Here is a 13,483-nt window from a genome sequence, read left to right as displayed (position 1 = left end):
AGCCGGCCGGCGGCGGCCGGAAGGGTGGCGGGCGCGCCCGCGGCGAGGAGGCCGGCGACGATGCGGCGCAGGCGATCAGGACGCCGCCCCGGAGCGCGGCCCGGTACGAACCGGGGATCCGGTCGGCGAGCCACCCGCCGGCGACGGACCCGAGGTAGACCATGGTCCCGTGGGCCGCGGAGACGGAGGGCGTGGTCTTCGGCGGGCGGCGGCCGGTCCGCTTCCGGGCCGACCGGTTCCGCAGCTTGCCCCATTTCGGTTGCAGTTCTGGACAAAACGCATTCTCCGGTTGTTTCGGCTCCTGACGAACATACCGGTGCGCATCGGGCGCTGCGCGGGTGGCGACATGGCGGGCGCTCTCGGTGATCGAAAACAGACCGGATACGCTGGCTTGAGTGATGGCAGCGACACATCGACAATCCAGGTGATCGTCAGCGTGATCGTCAGCAGACAGGAGTACCCCTCGTGACCGTCGTCGGGCCGTTCGGACTGAGCGTGCGGGACCAGGCTCTTGAGACCGATGTCCAGGCCGGACTGGCCGCCGTCGAGGCGGGTCTGCTGGAGGCCACCAAGAGCGAAGTCCCCTTCATCACCGATGCCGCACAGCACCTGCTGCGCGCCGGGGGCAAGCGGTTCCGGCCGCTGCTGGTGATGCTGGCCTCCCGATTCGGCGACCCCTACGCGCCCGGCATCGTGCCCGCCGCGGTGGTCGTCGAACTCACCCATCTGGCGACGCTCTACCACGACGACATCATGGACGAGGCGGACGAGCGCCGCGGCGTGGCCAGCGCCAACGCCCGCTGGGGCAACTCGGTTGCCGTCCTGACGGGTGACTTCCTGTTCGCCCGCGCCTCGCACATCCTGGCCGACCTCGGGCCGGAGGCCGTGCGCATCCAGGCGGAGGCCTTCGAGCGGCTGGTGACGGGCCAGATCCTGGAGACGGCCGGCCCGCGCGACGGCCGCGACCCGGTCGCGCACTACCTCGACGTCATGGCCGGCAAGACGGGTTCGCTGATCGCGGTCTCCGGCCGGTTCGGCGCGCTGATGTCCGGCGCCGACGAGTCGGTCGTCGACATCCTGACGCAGTACGGGGAGCGCCTCGGCATCGCCTTCCAGCTCGCCGACGACGTCCTCGACATCGCCTCCGACTCGCACGAATCCGGGAAGACCCCGGGGACGGACCTGCGCGAAGGCATCCCGACGCTGCCCGTGCTGCGGCTGCGCGAGATGGCGGCCCAGGGCGGCGACCCCGACGACCTGGAGCTCGTGGCCCTCCTCGACGGGGACCTGACCGATGACGTCCTGCACGCGGAGGTGCTCGCCCGGCTGCGGGTGCACCCCGCCCTGGAGCAGGCCCGCCGCGACACCATCCGCTACGCGCAGGAGGCGCGGGCCACGCTCGCCCCGCTGCCGGAGTGCTTCGCCAAGTCGGCGCTCGAGGAGCTGTGCGACGCAGTGGTGCACCGGGCCGGCTAGGAGCCGTTCGGCAGAGGTGAGGGTCCGGCATCCCCTACGGGTGGGGGGTGCCGGACCTTCGTCGTGTCATCCCTGGGGCGTACGCGGAGTTGGCCCCGGGGAGTGACGCCCCGACCCCCACCCCTTTGGTCAGATGGAGACACACCAGAACGGGTGACAAAGAGGTAGGGCAGACATGGCAACGAACGCAAAGACCCGCAAGGCCGCCCGGTACGCCGTACCGGTCGCGGTGGCGGGTGTGGCCGCCGCGACCGTGGCGATGGTCCCGGCCTTCGCGAACTCCGGCAGCCCGGACCTGCCGAAGGTGACGGCACAGCAGCTCATCGAGAAGATCGTCGCCTCGGACGTGCAGCAGCTGTCCGGCAGCGCGAAGATCAGCACCGACCTGGGCCTGCCGACCCTGGCGAGCGGCCTGCTCGGCGGCGGGGGCGTCACGGGCGGCTCGGCCAACCCCGAGGACAAGATCGCGCAGTTGGCGAACGGCACGCACACCGTGCGCGTCGCGGCCGACGGCCCGGACCGCCAGAAGCTCACGTTCGTGGACGGCAAGGACGAGTACAGCCTCATCCACAACGGCGCCGACGTCTGGGGGTACGACAGCAAGGCCAACGAGGTCTGGCACGAGAAGGACACCGAGGGCGCGGCGCAGGGCAAGGACCACAAGAAGACGGCCGACCGGATGGGCGGCGGCTCGCCCCAGCAGCTGGCCCAGGACATCCTGACGGCCGCCGGCCCGACCACGGACGTCAGCGTGGGCGACACCGCTCAGGTGGCCGGCCGGGACGCGTACCAGCTGGTGCTCAAGCCCAAGCACGGCGGATCCACGGTCGGCTCGGTCAAGATCGCGGTGGATGCCAAGAACTTCGTGCCGCTGCGGGTGCAGCTGCTGGCGGCCGAAGGCGGCAAGCCGATCGTCGACGCCGGGTTCACCAAGGTGGACTTCGCCAAGCCGTCCGCCGACACCTTCGCGTTCACCGCGCCCAAGGGCGCCAAGGTGACCGAGGGCGCGGCCGAGGCGGGCAAGGGCGGCGCCGGCCACGGCAAGGAGTTCAAGGGCCTGGACTCCCTCCCCGGCCTCGGCGCACTGACCGGCGGCATGGGCGGTGCGGGCGGCAAGGGCGGCGAGACGAAGGTGCTCGGCGAGGGCTGGTCGACGATCGCCCGGATCGACACGGGCGCAGGCAAGAGCTTGAAGGACATCGAGAACGACAAGAACGCGCCGAAGGAGGCCAAGCAGTTCCTCGACTCCCTCGGGGGCAAGGTCACCGGCAAGTTCGGCGAGGGCCGGGTCTTCAAGACCCGCCTGGTCAACGCTCTGATCACCGACGACGGCAAGGTCTACGTCGGTGCGGTCACCAAGGACGCGCTGGTGAAGGCGGCCGACGCCAACAAGTAGCCGCAGCAGGGCGGATGCGAGCGTAGGACTGTCCGAAGGGTGGGCGGGGACTGTGTCCCTGCCCACCCTTCGGCCGTTCCGGCCCTGTGTACAGCAGGCTCGCTGTACCGTGAAAAGCATGTCGAAACACGTCACCATCCGCCTGGACGAAGAGTTCCACGAGCGCCTCAAGGCGCGCGCGGCGGCGCTGGGGACGACGGTCACCGCGCTGATCACCGAGGTGACGGAGCGCGAACTCGACGAGGACCGGAAGAACTTCCTTTCCGGCATCGAGGAGTTCGCCGACCACTGGAGCTACTTCCAGGAGCGGTTCGGCAATTGAAGATCACCATGGAGTGGGCCTGGACCGCTCTGGCCCACCATCTCCCGTCGGATCCCGCCGTGTGGGATCCCTCCGGGGTGGCCGCCGCGGTCGCCCGGCACCAGAACGACCTCGTCCTGGTGCCCGAACAGCCCGCCCCGGACACCGCGTGGCGGGCCGCCGCGTTTCTGCACACCCTCGCGGTGTGCCCCGCGCTGGAATCGCCGATGAACGAGTTCTACGCGGCCGCCGCCACCCGCTCGTACCTGCAGGTGGCGGGAGCCAAGCAGCTGCCCTCGCCGGAGGACCTCGGTGATCTGGTGGAGGCTGCGAAGCTGGGCCGCGCGGACATCGGCGCGGTGGCCGAGGAGCTCCGCGCGCTGATACGGGAGCCGCTGACGGTCCCGCCGCAGGCCCGTACGGAGGACGCGCCCTGAGTGGGTGCGCCCCCCGGGGCGAGCGCTAGAAGGTGATCTTCCAGCTGTTGATGTAGCCGACGTCCTGCGCCGCCCCGTCCTTGGCCTGGAGCTTCCAGACGCCGTTGGCCGCCTCGCTCGAGGCGTTGACGGTGTACGTCTGGACGAGGTTGTCGGCGCTGCCGCCGCTGCGGTTGTGGAGGTTGTAGACGGTGCCGTCGGGGGCGATCAGGTCGACCACGAGGTCACCGCGGTAGGTGTGGACGATGTTCACGTCGACCTTGGTGGTGGCCGGGGCGTTGCCCGTGACGCCGGAGACCGTGATCGGCGAGGTCACCGCGGCGCCGGGGGAGTCCGGGATGTTCACGTCCGCCGTGTTCTCGAAGGACTGGCCCGGCGGGACCTGGGTGGCCGCACCGAGGTTCCAGATCGCGTAGGCGATCGCGTCGGAGTTGCGGTCCAGGGCGGTGTCGTCGATGTTCGCCGAGGTGTCGCACGAGGAGTGGTAGCAGCGGTCGAAGGCCTGCCCGGAGGTGCCGCCCCACTTCTGCGCCTGAGCCGCCGTCTTCGTGTAGTCGGCGCCGGAGAACAGGCCGCCGACCGGGATGCCCGCGCTCTTGAACGGGGCGTGGTCGGAACGGCCGTCGCCCTCGGTCTCGATCTCCGTCGGGATGCCGATCCCCGCGTAGTAGTTCTTGAAGGTCTGCTCGATGGTCGGGTCGTCGTCGTAGACGAAGTAGCCCGGGTTCGGCGAGCCGATCATGTCGAAGTTCAGGTACCCGGAGATCTTCGACTTCTCGGCGGCCGGCAGGTTGTTCACGTAGTACTTCGAGCCGATCATGCCGAGCTCCTCCGCGCCCCACCAGCCGAACCGCAGGTGCTTGGTGGGCTGGAGCTGTGCGCGCGAGACGGCCAGCGCCGTCTCCAGGATCGCGGCCGAGCCGGATCCGTTGTCGTTGATGCCGGGACCGGCGGTCACCGAGTCCAGGTGCGAGCCGGTCATCAGCACCGAGTTCGGGTCGCCGCCCGGCCAGTCGGCGATCAGGTTGTAGCCGGTCGCGCCGCTGCTGGTGAAGGTCTGCAGGGTGGTCGTGAAGCCGGCCGCGTCGAGCTTGGCCTTCACGTAGTCGATCGAGGCCTTGTAGCCGGCCCTGCCGTGGGCGCGGTTGCCGCCGTTGGCGGTGGCTATGGACTGGAGCTGCGCCAGGTGTGCCTTGACGTTGGCCACCGGGATGTCGGGCGGTGTCGGCGCCGCGGCCGCCGCCGTGGGGGCGGCGAGTGCGGCGGGGGCGGTGGAGGCGAACAGGCCGGCGACCGCGATCGCGGTCACGGCGGCGAGACGCCGGGAGACGGACAGGCTCATGTGGGGGACTCCGGAATTCCGTTGGGGATTGAACGGAACGTGCGGGGTGGCGCAAGTGAGCGATCGTGCGTCAGTGCGAGCCTGATGTTCAGTGGGAGTGTGACTGTCCGTCAAGACCGAGATTCGGTCAGGGTGGTTCGGAAAACGGACGATCCCCGCTACTGGGGGCACCTCCCAGCGGTAGCTGGGGGAGAGTTCCGTAGCGGGGATCGTGGGGGTATGGGGGCGGGGCGCCCGGTGCTACCCGGTCTTACGCGGGCTCGGGCTCGGGCTCCGGGGCCGTCGCCGGCCGGGCGGCCCGGGCCGCTTCGAGCCGGGCCCGGTTCTTGCCCGCCGTACGCAGCGCATCCCAGGTCAGCAGCGCCAGCGCGGCCCAGACCAGGGAGAACCCGGCCCAGCGCTCGGGCGGCATCGCCTCGTGGAAGTACACGACGCCGAGCCCGAACTGGAACACCGGGGCCAGGTACTGGAGCAGCCCGAGCGTGGACAGCGGGACCCGGATCGCGGCCGCCCCGAAGCAGACCAGCGGGATCGCGGTGACCAGCCCGGTCGCGGCGAGCAGCGCCCCGTGCCCGAGGCCCTCTGTGGCGAAGCTCGACCTGCCCTGCGCGCCGAGCCACAGCAGGTAGCCGAGGGCGGGCAGGAACAGCAGCGCGGTCTCGGCGGCGAGCGACTCGACCCCGCCCATGTTGAGCTTCTTCTTGATCAGCCCGTAGGCCGCGAACGAGAAGGCCAGCACCAGCGAGATCCACGGCGGCCGCCCGTACCCGACGGCGAGCACCACCACCGCGCAGACGCCGATGGCGACCGCCGCCCACTGCGCCCGGCGCAGCCGCTCACCGAGGACCAGCACGCCGATCGCGATGGTGACGAGCGGGTTGATGAAGTAGCCCAGGCTGGCCTCGACGACCGCGCCGTTGTTCACGGCCCAGATGTACAGGCCCCAGTTCACGGAGATCACCGAGGCGGCGAGCGCGGTCAGGGCGAGCTTGCGGGGCTGGCGGAGCAGCTCCCGTATCCAGGCCCAGCGGCGCATGGCCAGCAGCAGGATCCCGACCACGCCCAGCGACCACACCATGCGGTGGGCGAGGATCTCGATGGCCCCGGAGGGCTTGAGCAGCGGCCAGAAGAGGGGGACCAGCCCCCACATTCCGTATGCGCCGAATCCGTAGAGCAAACCCGTGCGCTGCTCGTTTTCCGCCTTCACGGGGGCCTCCAGTCACAATCCAGCCAACTTGACGAAGGTAGCGCCGGACGAGCCGGATGTCATGCCCGTAAGTGGGAGATACTCATGACACCTCCGAGGTCTTGTGCGACCGGGGCGGTGCGGGCTCAGGCCGTGGCCGGTGGGGCCCGGGCCGTGGGCGGTCCGGCTCAGGCCGTGGCCGGTCCGGCTCAGGCCAGGGCGGAGGTGATCGCGTGGGCCACCGGGGTCGTCGGACGGCCGATGAGCCGGGACAGGTCTCCGCCGGTGTGCGCCAGCCGGCCGCGGGAGATCGCCGCGTCCACGTCGACGAGGATCGCCGCGAAGCCCTCGGGGACCCCGGCGCCGGTCAGGATCGACAGGTGCGCGTCGGCCGGGACCTCGGTGTACGCGACCTCCTTGCCGGACTGCGCCGCGATCTCGGCCGCGTACTCCGCCAGGCTCCACGCCGTGTCGCCGGAGAGCTCGTACACCTGGTTCAGGTGGCCCTCGCCGGTCAGTACGGCGGCCGCCGCGGCCGCGTAGTCCGCCCGCGCGGCGGAGGCGATCCGGCCTGCGCCCGCGCTGCCCACGACCGCGCCGTGCTCCAGGACGGTGGGGAGGTGGTGCGTGTAGTTCTCGTGGTACCAGCCGTTGCGCAGGAAGGTGTACGGGAGGCCGGAGTCGAGGATCGCCTGCTCGGTGACCTTGTGCTCGGCGGCCAGGTCGAAGTCGGCCTCGGGGCCGCCGAGGATCCCGGTGTACGCGAGCTGGGCCACGCCGGCGGCCTGCGCGGCCTCGATCACCGCGGTGTGCTGCGGCACCCGGCGGCCGACCTCGTTGCCGGAGATCAGCAGGACGCGGTCGCCGGAGCGGAAGGCGGCGGCCAGGGTCTCGGGGGCGTCGTAGTCCGCGACGCGCACCTCGACGCCGCGCTCGGCCAGTTCGGCGGCCTTCTCCTTGCTGCGGACGACGACGGCGACGCGCTCGGCGGGGACCCGGTTCAGCAGCTCCTCGACGACGAGGCGGCCGAGGGCTCCGGTGGCTCCGGTGACGACGATGCTCATGGGGTGCGCTCCTTGCGTTCGGGGGGCCGCGTGTTGCTTCGCGGTACGGCACCACACTAAAAGGAAGCGCTAACCTTTCGTAAGTACCCACTTCAAAGTAAGGTACTGGCATGAAGGTAAGTGTGAAGGCCCCGATGTGCCCCTCCCGCGGAGTGCTGGAGCACGTCACCAGCCGCTGGGGCGTGCTGGTTCTGGCCGCCCTCGTCGAGCGCTCGTACCGGTTCAGCGAACTGCGCCGGGAGGTGGGCGGCGTCAGCGAGAAGATGCTGGCCCAGACCTTGCAGACGCTGGAGCGCGACGGGTTCCTGCTGCGCGACGCCCAGCCCGTGATCCCGCCGCGGGTGGACTACTCGCTCACCGAGCTGGGGCGCGAGGCCGCCGAGCAGGTGTGGGCCCTCGCCCGCTGGACCGAGCGGCGCACCGCCGACGTCCAGGCGGCCCGCGCCGTGTACGACGAAGCCCGGAGCTCCTGAGGCTGGAACTCCGGGCCGGGCCGGGCCGTCGCCGGTACGGGCGCATCCGCGCAGCGGCGTACAGGGGTGCGGGTCGCAGGGGTCAGCCGACGACCGTCCACGTGTCGTTGCCGGCGAGCAGGGTGCTGAGGTCGCCCTTGCCCTTGTTGTCGATGGCCGTGTCGAGCTGCTCGGCCATCAGCGTGTCGTAGACCGGCCGCTCCACGCTGCGGAACACCCCGATGGGCGTCTGGTGCAGGGTGTCGGGGTCGGCCAGCCGGGACAGCGCGAACGCGGCGGTCGGGCCGGTGGTGTGCGCGTCGTGGACCAGGATCCGGGACTCGTTCTCCGGGGTCACCGCGACGACCTCCAGCTCCCCGGTGGCCTGGTTGCGTACGACGCCCTTGTGCCCGTCGACGCCGAAGCGGATCGGCTGCCCGTGCTCCAGCCGGATCACCGCCTCCTGCGCCTGCGTGTTGTCCTTCAGGACCTCGAAGGCGCCGTCGTTGAAGATGTTGCAGTTCTGGTAGATCTCCACCAGCGCCGTGCCCTGGTGGTCCGCGGCCGCCCGGAGCACCTCGGTGAGGTGCTTGCGGTCGGAGTCGACGGTCCGGGCCACGAAGGAGGCCTCGGCGCCGAGCGCCAGGGACACCGGGTTGAAGGGGGCGTCCAGCGAGCCCATCGGCGTGGACTTGGTGATCTTGCCGACCTCGGAGGTCGGCGAGTACTGGCCCTTGGTCAGCCCGTAGATCCGGTTGTTGAAGAGCAGGATCTTGAGGTTGACGTTGCGGCGCAGCGCGTGGATCAGGTGGTTTCCGCCGATGGAGAGCGCGTCGCCGTCACCGGTGACCACCCACACCGACAGGTCGCGGCGCGAGGTGGCCAGGCCGGTGGCGATCGCCGGGGCGCGGCCGTGGATGGAGTGCATTCCGTACGTGTTCATGTAGTACGGGAAGCGGGAGGAGCAGCCGATGCCGGAGACGAAGACGATGTTCTCCTTCGCCAGTCCGAGCTCGGGCATGAAGCCCTGGACGGCCGCGAGCACCGCGTAGTCGCCGCAGCCGGGGCACCAGCGGACCTCCTGGTCCGACTTGAAGTCCTTCATGGACTGCCTGGCCTCGGCCTTGGGGACGAGCGAGAGCAGGTGGGGGGCGTCGGTCACCTCAGTCATTGATGGCCTCCTCGAGAACCTTCGCGAGCTGCTCAGCCTTGAACGGCATTCCGTTGACCTGGGTGTACGACTGGGCGTCGACCAGGTACTTCGCCCGGATCAGGGTGGCGAGCTGCCCGAGGTTCATCTCCGGCACCACTACCTTGTCGTAACCCTTCAGGACCTCTCCGAGATTCCTCGGGAAGGGGTTGACGTGGCGCAGATGTGCTTGTGCGATCGGGATCCCGGCGTTCCGCAGCCGGCGGACCGCGGCGGTGATCGGGCCGTAGGTGGAGCCCCAGCCGATGACGAGGGTGCGGGCCCGGTCGGGGTCGTCGACCTGCAGGTCGGGAACCTCGATGCCGTCGATCTTGGCCTGGCGGGTGCGGACCATGAAGTCGTGGTTGGCCGGGTCGTACGAGATGTTGCCCGTGCCGTCCTGCTTCTCGATGCCGCCGATCCGGTGCTCCAGACCGGGCGTCCCGGGGACCGCCCACGGGCGGGCCAGCGTCTGCGGGTCGCGCTTGTACGGCCAGAAGACCTCGGTGCCGTCCGCGAGCTGCTGGTTGGGGCCCGTCGCGAAGGGCGTCTTCAGGTCCGGGAGATCCGCGATGTCCGGGATCCGCCAGGGCTCGGAGCCGTTCGCGAGGTACCCGTCGGAGAGCAGGAACACCGGCGTCCGGTACGTCAGCGCGATCCGCGCCGCGTCCAGGGCCGCGTCGAAGCAGTCCGCGGGGGTCTTCGGGGCCACGATCGGCACCGGGGCCTCGCCGTTGCGCCCGTACATGGCCTGGAGCAGGTCCGCCTGCTCGGTCTTGGTCGGCAGGCCCGTGGAGGGGCCGCCGCGCTGGATGTCCACGACCAGCAGCGGCAGCTCGAGCGAGACCGCGAGCCCGATCGTCTCGGACTTGAGCGCGACTCCGGGGCCGGAGGTGGTGGTCACGCCGAGGGCGCCGCCGAAGGCCGCGCCGAGCGCCGCGCCGATGCCGGCGATCTCGTCCTCGGCCTGGAACGTGCGCACGCCGAAGTTCTTGTGCTTGCTCAGCTCGTGCAGGATGTCCGAGGCCGGGGTGATCGGGTACGAGCCCAGGTAGAGCGGCAGGTCGGCCTGCCGGCCCGCAGCGATCAGCCCGTAGGCGAGGGCCAGGTTCCCGGAGATGTTGCGGTACGTGCCGGTCGGGAAGGCGCGGGTCGCCGGGGCCACCTCGTAGGAGACCGCGAAGTCCTCCGTCGTCTCGCCGAAGTTCCAGCCCGCCCGGAAGGCGGCCACGTTCGCCTCGGCGATGTCGGGCTTCTTCGCGAACTTCTGCCGCAGGAAGCTCTCCGTGCCCTCGGTGGGCCGGTGGTACATCCACGACAGCAGGCCCAGCGCGAACATGTTCTTGCTGCGCTCGGCCTCCTTGCGGGGGAGCCCGAAGTCCTTCAGCGCCTCGACCGTGAGCGTCGTCAGCGGCACCGGGTGGATGTTGTAGGCGCCCAGCGAGCCGTCTTCCAGCGGTGAGGTCTCGTAGCCCACCTTGGCCATCGGGCGCTTCGTGAATTCATCGGTATTGATGATGATCTCGGCGCCGCGCGGGACGTCCCCGATGTTCGCCTTCAGCGCCGCCGGATTCATCGCCACCAGTACGTTCGGGGCGTCGCCCGGCGTCAGGATGTCGTGATCGGCGAAATGCAGCTGGAACGAGGAGACGCCCGGCAGGGTGCCGGCAGGGGCGCGGATCTCGGCCGGGAAGTTCGGCAGTGTGGAGAGGTCGTTCCCGAAGGAAGCCGTCTCCGAGGTGAACCGGTCGCCGGTGAGCTGCATGCCGTCACCCGAGTCACCTGCGAACCGGATGATCACCCGGTCGAGGCGGCGTACTTCCTTGCCGCTCGGGTCCGGGGGTGTCCGTTGTTCGCCGACTACAGCCCCTTCGGCCCCGTCGGCCTGTTCGGCTGGGCTACTGACCTGGCTGGTCACTGAACTGGACCTCCTTCGAGGCTTGGCGTTCCCGCTCCCAAGGTCAACCCTACGTCGGTAGGAGTGGCCTCCTCGGGGGACGCTCGTATTCTGGACCGTCGTCTGCGGCGGTCTGTCGAGAGAATTCCGCGGGATTCCGCGGAATTCCGAGAGATTCCGAGATTGCGTGCCGTGCAGAAATAGTTCGAGCTCCCTGCGGCCAGGTGCGGTACTGCCGTACCTGACAGAGTGTCAGTTGATCAAGGTTTTGATCAATGCCCCCGTGTTTCGATCAGGACGTGGTCCGATCAGGACCGCAGGTAGGTGAGGACGGCCAGGACGCGCCGGTGGTCCCCGTCGCTCGGGGACAGCCCGAGCTTCATGAAGATGTTGCTGACGTGCTTCTCCACCGCTCCGTCGCTGACCACGAGCTGCTTGGCCACCGCCGAATTGGTCCGGCCCTCGGCCATCAGGCCCAGCACCTCGCGCTCGCGCGGGGTCAGCCCCGCCAGCACGTCCTGCTTCCGGCTGCGCCCGAGCAGCTGGGCGACCACCTCGGGGTCCAGGGCGGTCCCGCCCCGGGCCACGCGTACGACGGCGTCCAGGAACTCCCGTACGTCGGCCACGCGGTCCTTGAGCAGGTACCCCACTCCGGTACTGGAACCGGCCAGCAGTTCGGTGGCGTACTGCTCCTCCACGTACTGCGACAGCACGAGCACGCCTATCCCGGGATGCTCCCGGCGCAGCCGTACGGCGGCCCGTACGCCTTCGTCGGTGTGCGTCGGCGGCATCCGTACGTCGGCCACCACCACATCCGGCAACGCGTTCTCGTCCGCCAGCTCCGCCACCGTCTTGATCAGGGCTTCCGCGTCCCCGACGCCCGCTACGACGTCATGCCCCCGGTCGGTCAGCAACCGGGTCAGGCCCTCACGCAGCAGCACTGAATCCTCGGCGATGACCACCCGCACCCTGTCTTCCACGATCCAGCAGCTCCCGCGTTCACACGTTCCCCGATGTCCCTGACTCAGCCAAGCATCCCAGCCTCGAGGACGGATGTAGGCGAGACCGGATCAACGCGTGGCCGCGGGAGCCGAAGCCGTGGTGCTGTCGGGGTTCGTCCGGGATCTACCGGGTACGCCAGGGGAGCTCTGCGGTGACGGTGGTGCCGCTGCCGGCCGGCGAGTCCACGACCAGCACCCCGTCCACGGCGCCCAGCCGCTCGGCGAGCCCCGCCAGCCCGGTGCCCGTGCCGTCGGTGGCCGCGCCGCCGCGCCCGTCGTCCGCGACCTGGATCAGCAGCCGGTCCCCGGACTTCCACACGTCCACACCTGCGGTACGGGCCCCCGAGTGCTTGCTGACGTTCTGCAGCAGCTCCGAGACGGTGAAGTACGCGATCCCCTCGACGGCGGAGGCCGGCCGGTCCGGCAGGTCCACGGACACCCGCACCGGCACCGCGCACCGGGAGGCCACGGAGGACAGCGCCGCGTCCAGACCGCGGTCCGTCAGCACGGCCGGGTGGATCCCGCGGGCCAGGTCGCGCAGCTCCTGCAGCGCGATCTTCACCTCCCCGTGCGCCTCGTCCACCATCCGGGCGGCGGCGCGGGGGTCCTCGGCGAGCTTCTCCTTCGCCAGCCCCAGGTCCATGGCCAGCGCCACGAGGCGGGCCTGCGCGCCGTCGTGCAGGTCCCGCTCGATGCGCCGCAGGTCGGCGGCGGCGGTGTCGACCACGACCCCGCGGTCCGACTCCAGCTCCGTGACGCGGTGGTCGAGGCGCGACGGCCCGAGCAGCCCGCCGACGAGGACGCGGTCGACGGTGGTCAGGGCCCGCACCACCCAGGGCGTGGCCAGGGTGAGCCCGAGCCCGGCCAGGCAGGCGAGGGCGATGTCGAGCGGCGTGTCCAGGTACAGGGTGTAGTCGCCGTTCTGGAACAGCTGCAGCCCCGGCATGTCGGTGTAGGCCGGGAAGACCCAGAACCACGCCGGGTACAGCAGGAAGGCCCATCCGTACGCCCAGAACACCAGTGCCACGGTGAAGGCGAAGATCGCCCACGGGAGGTGGATCACCGAGTACAGCGCGTGCCGCCAGGCGCTGCCGCTCTTGAGCATCGCGCCCATGGCGGCGAGCGGACCCCGCTTCCCGGCGCGGACGGGCGCGGGCTCGGCGATCTCGACCCCGAGCAGCCCGCGCACCCGGGCCCGCTCGAGCCGCCCGAACCCGCGGCACATGGCGAGCACCCCGGCGAGGACCGGGATCCCGAGGAAGGTGACGAGCAGCCCGGCGCCGAGGCTGACGCCGGTGATCGCGAGCGAGAAGTACAGCACGCTCAACGGCAGCCCGAGCATCAGGTACCCGAACTCCCGCCACGTCCGCCGCTCGACCGGAGCCCGCAGCACCCCACCGATCCGCATGATCCCAACCCGCCCTTCGCCATCCCGATGACCCACCCCCACCCTCCCGCCCGGCCCCGCCCCGGATCCATCGGGCAGGTAGGCGTCCCGACAGGGGGGATAACCCCACCACCCCCTCCACCGGTCGCATAACCGGACGGGACCCCCGCCCACACCCCGGACGGGAGTCCCGATCAGTCAGCCCGCAGCCCGCAGCCCGCAGCCCGCAGCCCGCAGCCCGCAGCCCGGGCCCGCGCCCGGGCCCCGGCATCAGCCGCGCCCGGGCCCCGGCATCAGCCGCGCCCGGGCCCCGGCATCAGCCGCGCCCGGGCCCCGGCATCAGCCGCGCCCGCGC

12 protein-coding genes and 1 pseudogene are annotated in these 13,483 nt (G+C 70.7%); 5 read left to right on the top strand and 8 right to left on the bottom strand.

Going from position 1 to position 13,483, the window contains the following annotated elements:
- Window positions 1–49 precede the first annotated feature (49 nt).
- Window positions 50–202, bottom strand: a pseudogene (locus OG299_RS42750) (peptide MFS transporter); the annotation flags it as partial.
- Between the two features lie 263 nt (window positions 203–465).
- On the opposite strand from OG299_RS42750, the gene OG299_RS17280 reads away from it, so the two are divergent.
- The 4 genes from OG299_RS17280 to OG299_RS17265 all read left to right on the top strand — a co-directional run bounded on the left by OG299_RS17280 (window position 466) and on the right by OG299_RS17265 (window position 3,610).
- Window positions 466–1,476 carry a polyprenyl synthetase family protein gene (locus OG299_RS17280; protein WP_327361933.1) on the top strand — a complete coding sequence of 337 codons (1,011 nt, stop codon included), beginning with the start codon at window positions 466–468 and terminating at the stop codon, window positions 1,474–1,476.
- Window positions 1,477–1,651: 175 nt separating this feature from the next.
- Window positions 1,652–2,872, top strand: coding sequence for a LolA family protein (locus OG299_RS17275; protein ID WP_327361932.1), 1,221 nt, complete (start codon window positions 1,652–1,654; stop codon window positions 2,870–2,872).
- A gap of 118 nt (window positions 2,873–2,990) precedes the next feature.
- Window positions 2,991–3,194, top strand: coding sequence for a plasmid partition protein ParG (locus OG299_RS17270; RefSeq protein ID WP_266626543.1), 204 nt, complete (start codon window positions 2,991–2,993; stop codon window positions 3,192–3,194).
- Window positions 3,191–3,610 carry a hypothetical protein gene (locus OG299_RS17265; RefSeq protein WP_327361931.1) on the top strand — a complete coding sequence of 140 codons (420 nt, stop codon included), beginning with the start codon at window positions 3,191–3,193 and terminating at the stop codon, window positions 3,608–3,610. The genes OG299_RS17270 and OG299_RS17265 overlap by 4 nt, the downstream gene beginning before the upstream one ends.
- Window positions 3,611–3,635: 25 nt before the next feature.
- Here OG299_RS17265 and OG299_RS17260 read toward each other — a convergent pair whose 3' ends face one another.
- The 3 genes from OG299_RS17260 to OG299_RS17250 all read right to left on the bottom strand — a co-directional run bounded on the left by OG299_RS17260 (window position 3,636) and on the right by OG299_RS17250 (window position 7,202).
- Window positions 3,636–4,952 carry a M28 family metallopeptidase gene (locus OG299_RS17260; protein WP_327361930.1) on the bottom strand — a complete coding sequence of 439 codons (1,317 nt, stop codon included), beginning with the start codon at window positions 4,950–4,952 and terminating at the stop codon, window positions 3,636–3,638.
- A gap of 250 nt (window positions 4,953–5,202) precedes the next feature.
- Window positions 5,203–6,159 carry an EamA family transporter RarD gene (rarD, locus tag OG299_RS17255; protein WP_266626538.1) on the bottom strand — a complete coding sequence of 319 codons (957 nt, stop codon included), beginning with the start codon at window positions 6,157–6,159 and terminating at the stop codon, window positions 5,203–5,205.
- Window positions 6,160–6,347: 188 nt separating this feature from the next.
- A complete protein-coding gene (locus OG299_RS17250) occupies window positions 6,348–7,202 on the bottom strand; it encodes an SDR family oxidoreductase (RefSeq protein ID WP_327361929.1) in 855 nt (284 codons plus the stop codon).
- Between the two features lie 110 nt (window positions 7,203–7,312).
- Here OG299_RS17250 and OG299_RS17245 point away from each other — a divergent pair, with 110 nt between their 5' ends.
- Window positions 7,313–7,675 (top strand): winged helix-turn-helix transcriptional regulator, encoded by a 363-nt coding sequence (locus OG299_RS17245; RefSeq protein WP_266626534.1) that lies wholly within the window; start codon window positions 7,313–7,315, stop codon window positions 7,673–7,675.
- An 82-nt stretch (window positions 7,676–7,757) separates the two neighbouring features.
- Here OG299_RS17245 and OG299_RS17240 read toward each other — a convergent pair whose 3' ends face one another.
- From OG299_RS17240 to OG299_RS17225, 4 genes are all read right to left on the bottom strand, one after another.
- On the bottom strand, window positions 7,758–8,825 hold the full coding sequence (locus tag OG299_RS17240) for a 2-oxoacid:ferredoxin oxidoreductase subunit beta (protein ID WP_266626532.1): 1,068 nt from the start codon (window positions 8,823–8,825) through the stop codon (window positions 7,758–7,760).
- Complete coding sequence (locus OG299_RS17235; protein WP_327361928.1) at window positions 8,818–10,761, bottom strand: 2-oxoacid:acceptor oxidoreductase subunit alpha; 1,944 nt, start codon at window positions 10,759–10,761, stop codon at window positions 8,818–8,820. The genes OG299_RS17240 and OG299_RS17235 overlap by 8 nt, the downstream gene beginning before the upstream one ends.
- A 287-nt stretch (window positions 10,762–11,048) precedes the next feature.
- Window positions 11,049–11,708 (bottom strand): response regulator transcription factor, encoded by a 660-nt coding sequence (locus OG299_RS17230; protein WP_323179101.1) that lies wholly within the window; start codon window positions 11,706–11,708, stop codon window positions 11,049–11,051.
- Between the two features lie 157 nt (window positions 11,709–11,865).
- Entirely contained in the window at window positions 11,866–13,149 is a 1,284-nt protein-coding gene (locus OG299_RS17225; protein ID WP_266626528.1) for a sensor histidine kinase, read from the bottom strand.
- Between the last annotated feature and the right edge of the window lie 334 nt (window positions 13,150–13,483).

Origin of the sequence: Streptomyces sp. NBC_01296 (genome assembly GCF_035984415.1) — a bacterium.
Taxonomy (GTDB): Bacteria; Actinomycetota; Actinomycetes; order Streptomycetales; family Streptomycetaceae; genus Streptomyces.
Note: the sequence above shows the minus strand (reverse complement) of the source record. Positions and strands in the feature narration are given on the sequence as shown.

Coding starts and splice junctions, on each gene's coding strand:
- OG299_RS17275 (WP_327361932.1), top strand. CDS start 1,652: ATGGCAACGAACGCAAAGACCCGCAAGGCCGCCCGGTACGCCGTACCG.
- OG299_RS17270 (WP_266626543.1), top strand. CDS start 2,991: ATGTCGAAACACGTCACCATCCGCCTGGACGAAGAGTTCCACGAGCGC.
- OG299_RS17260 (WP_327361930.1), bottom strand. CDS start 4,952: ATGAGCCTGTCCGTCTCCCGGCGTCTCGCCGCCGTGACCGCGATCGCG.
- OG299_RS17250 (WP_327361929.1), bottom strand. CDS start 7,202: ATGAGCATCGTCGTCACCGGAGCCACCGGAGCCCTCGGCCGCCTCGTC.
- OG299_RS17245 (WP_266626534.1), top strand. CDS start 7,313: ATGAAGGTAAGTGTGAAGGCCCCGATGTGCCCCTCCCGCGGAGTGCTG.
- OG299_RS17240 (WP_266626532.1), bottom strand. CDS start 8,825: ATGACTGAGGTGACCGACGCCCCCCACCTGCTCTCGCTCGTCCCCAAG.
- OG299_RS17225 (WP_266626528.1), bottom strand. CDS start 13,149: ATGCGGATCGGTGGGGTGCTGCGGGCTCCGGTCGAGCGGCGGACGTGG.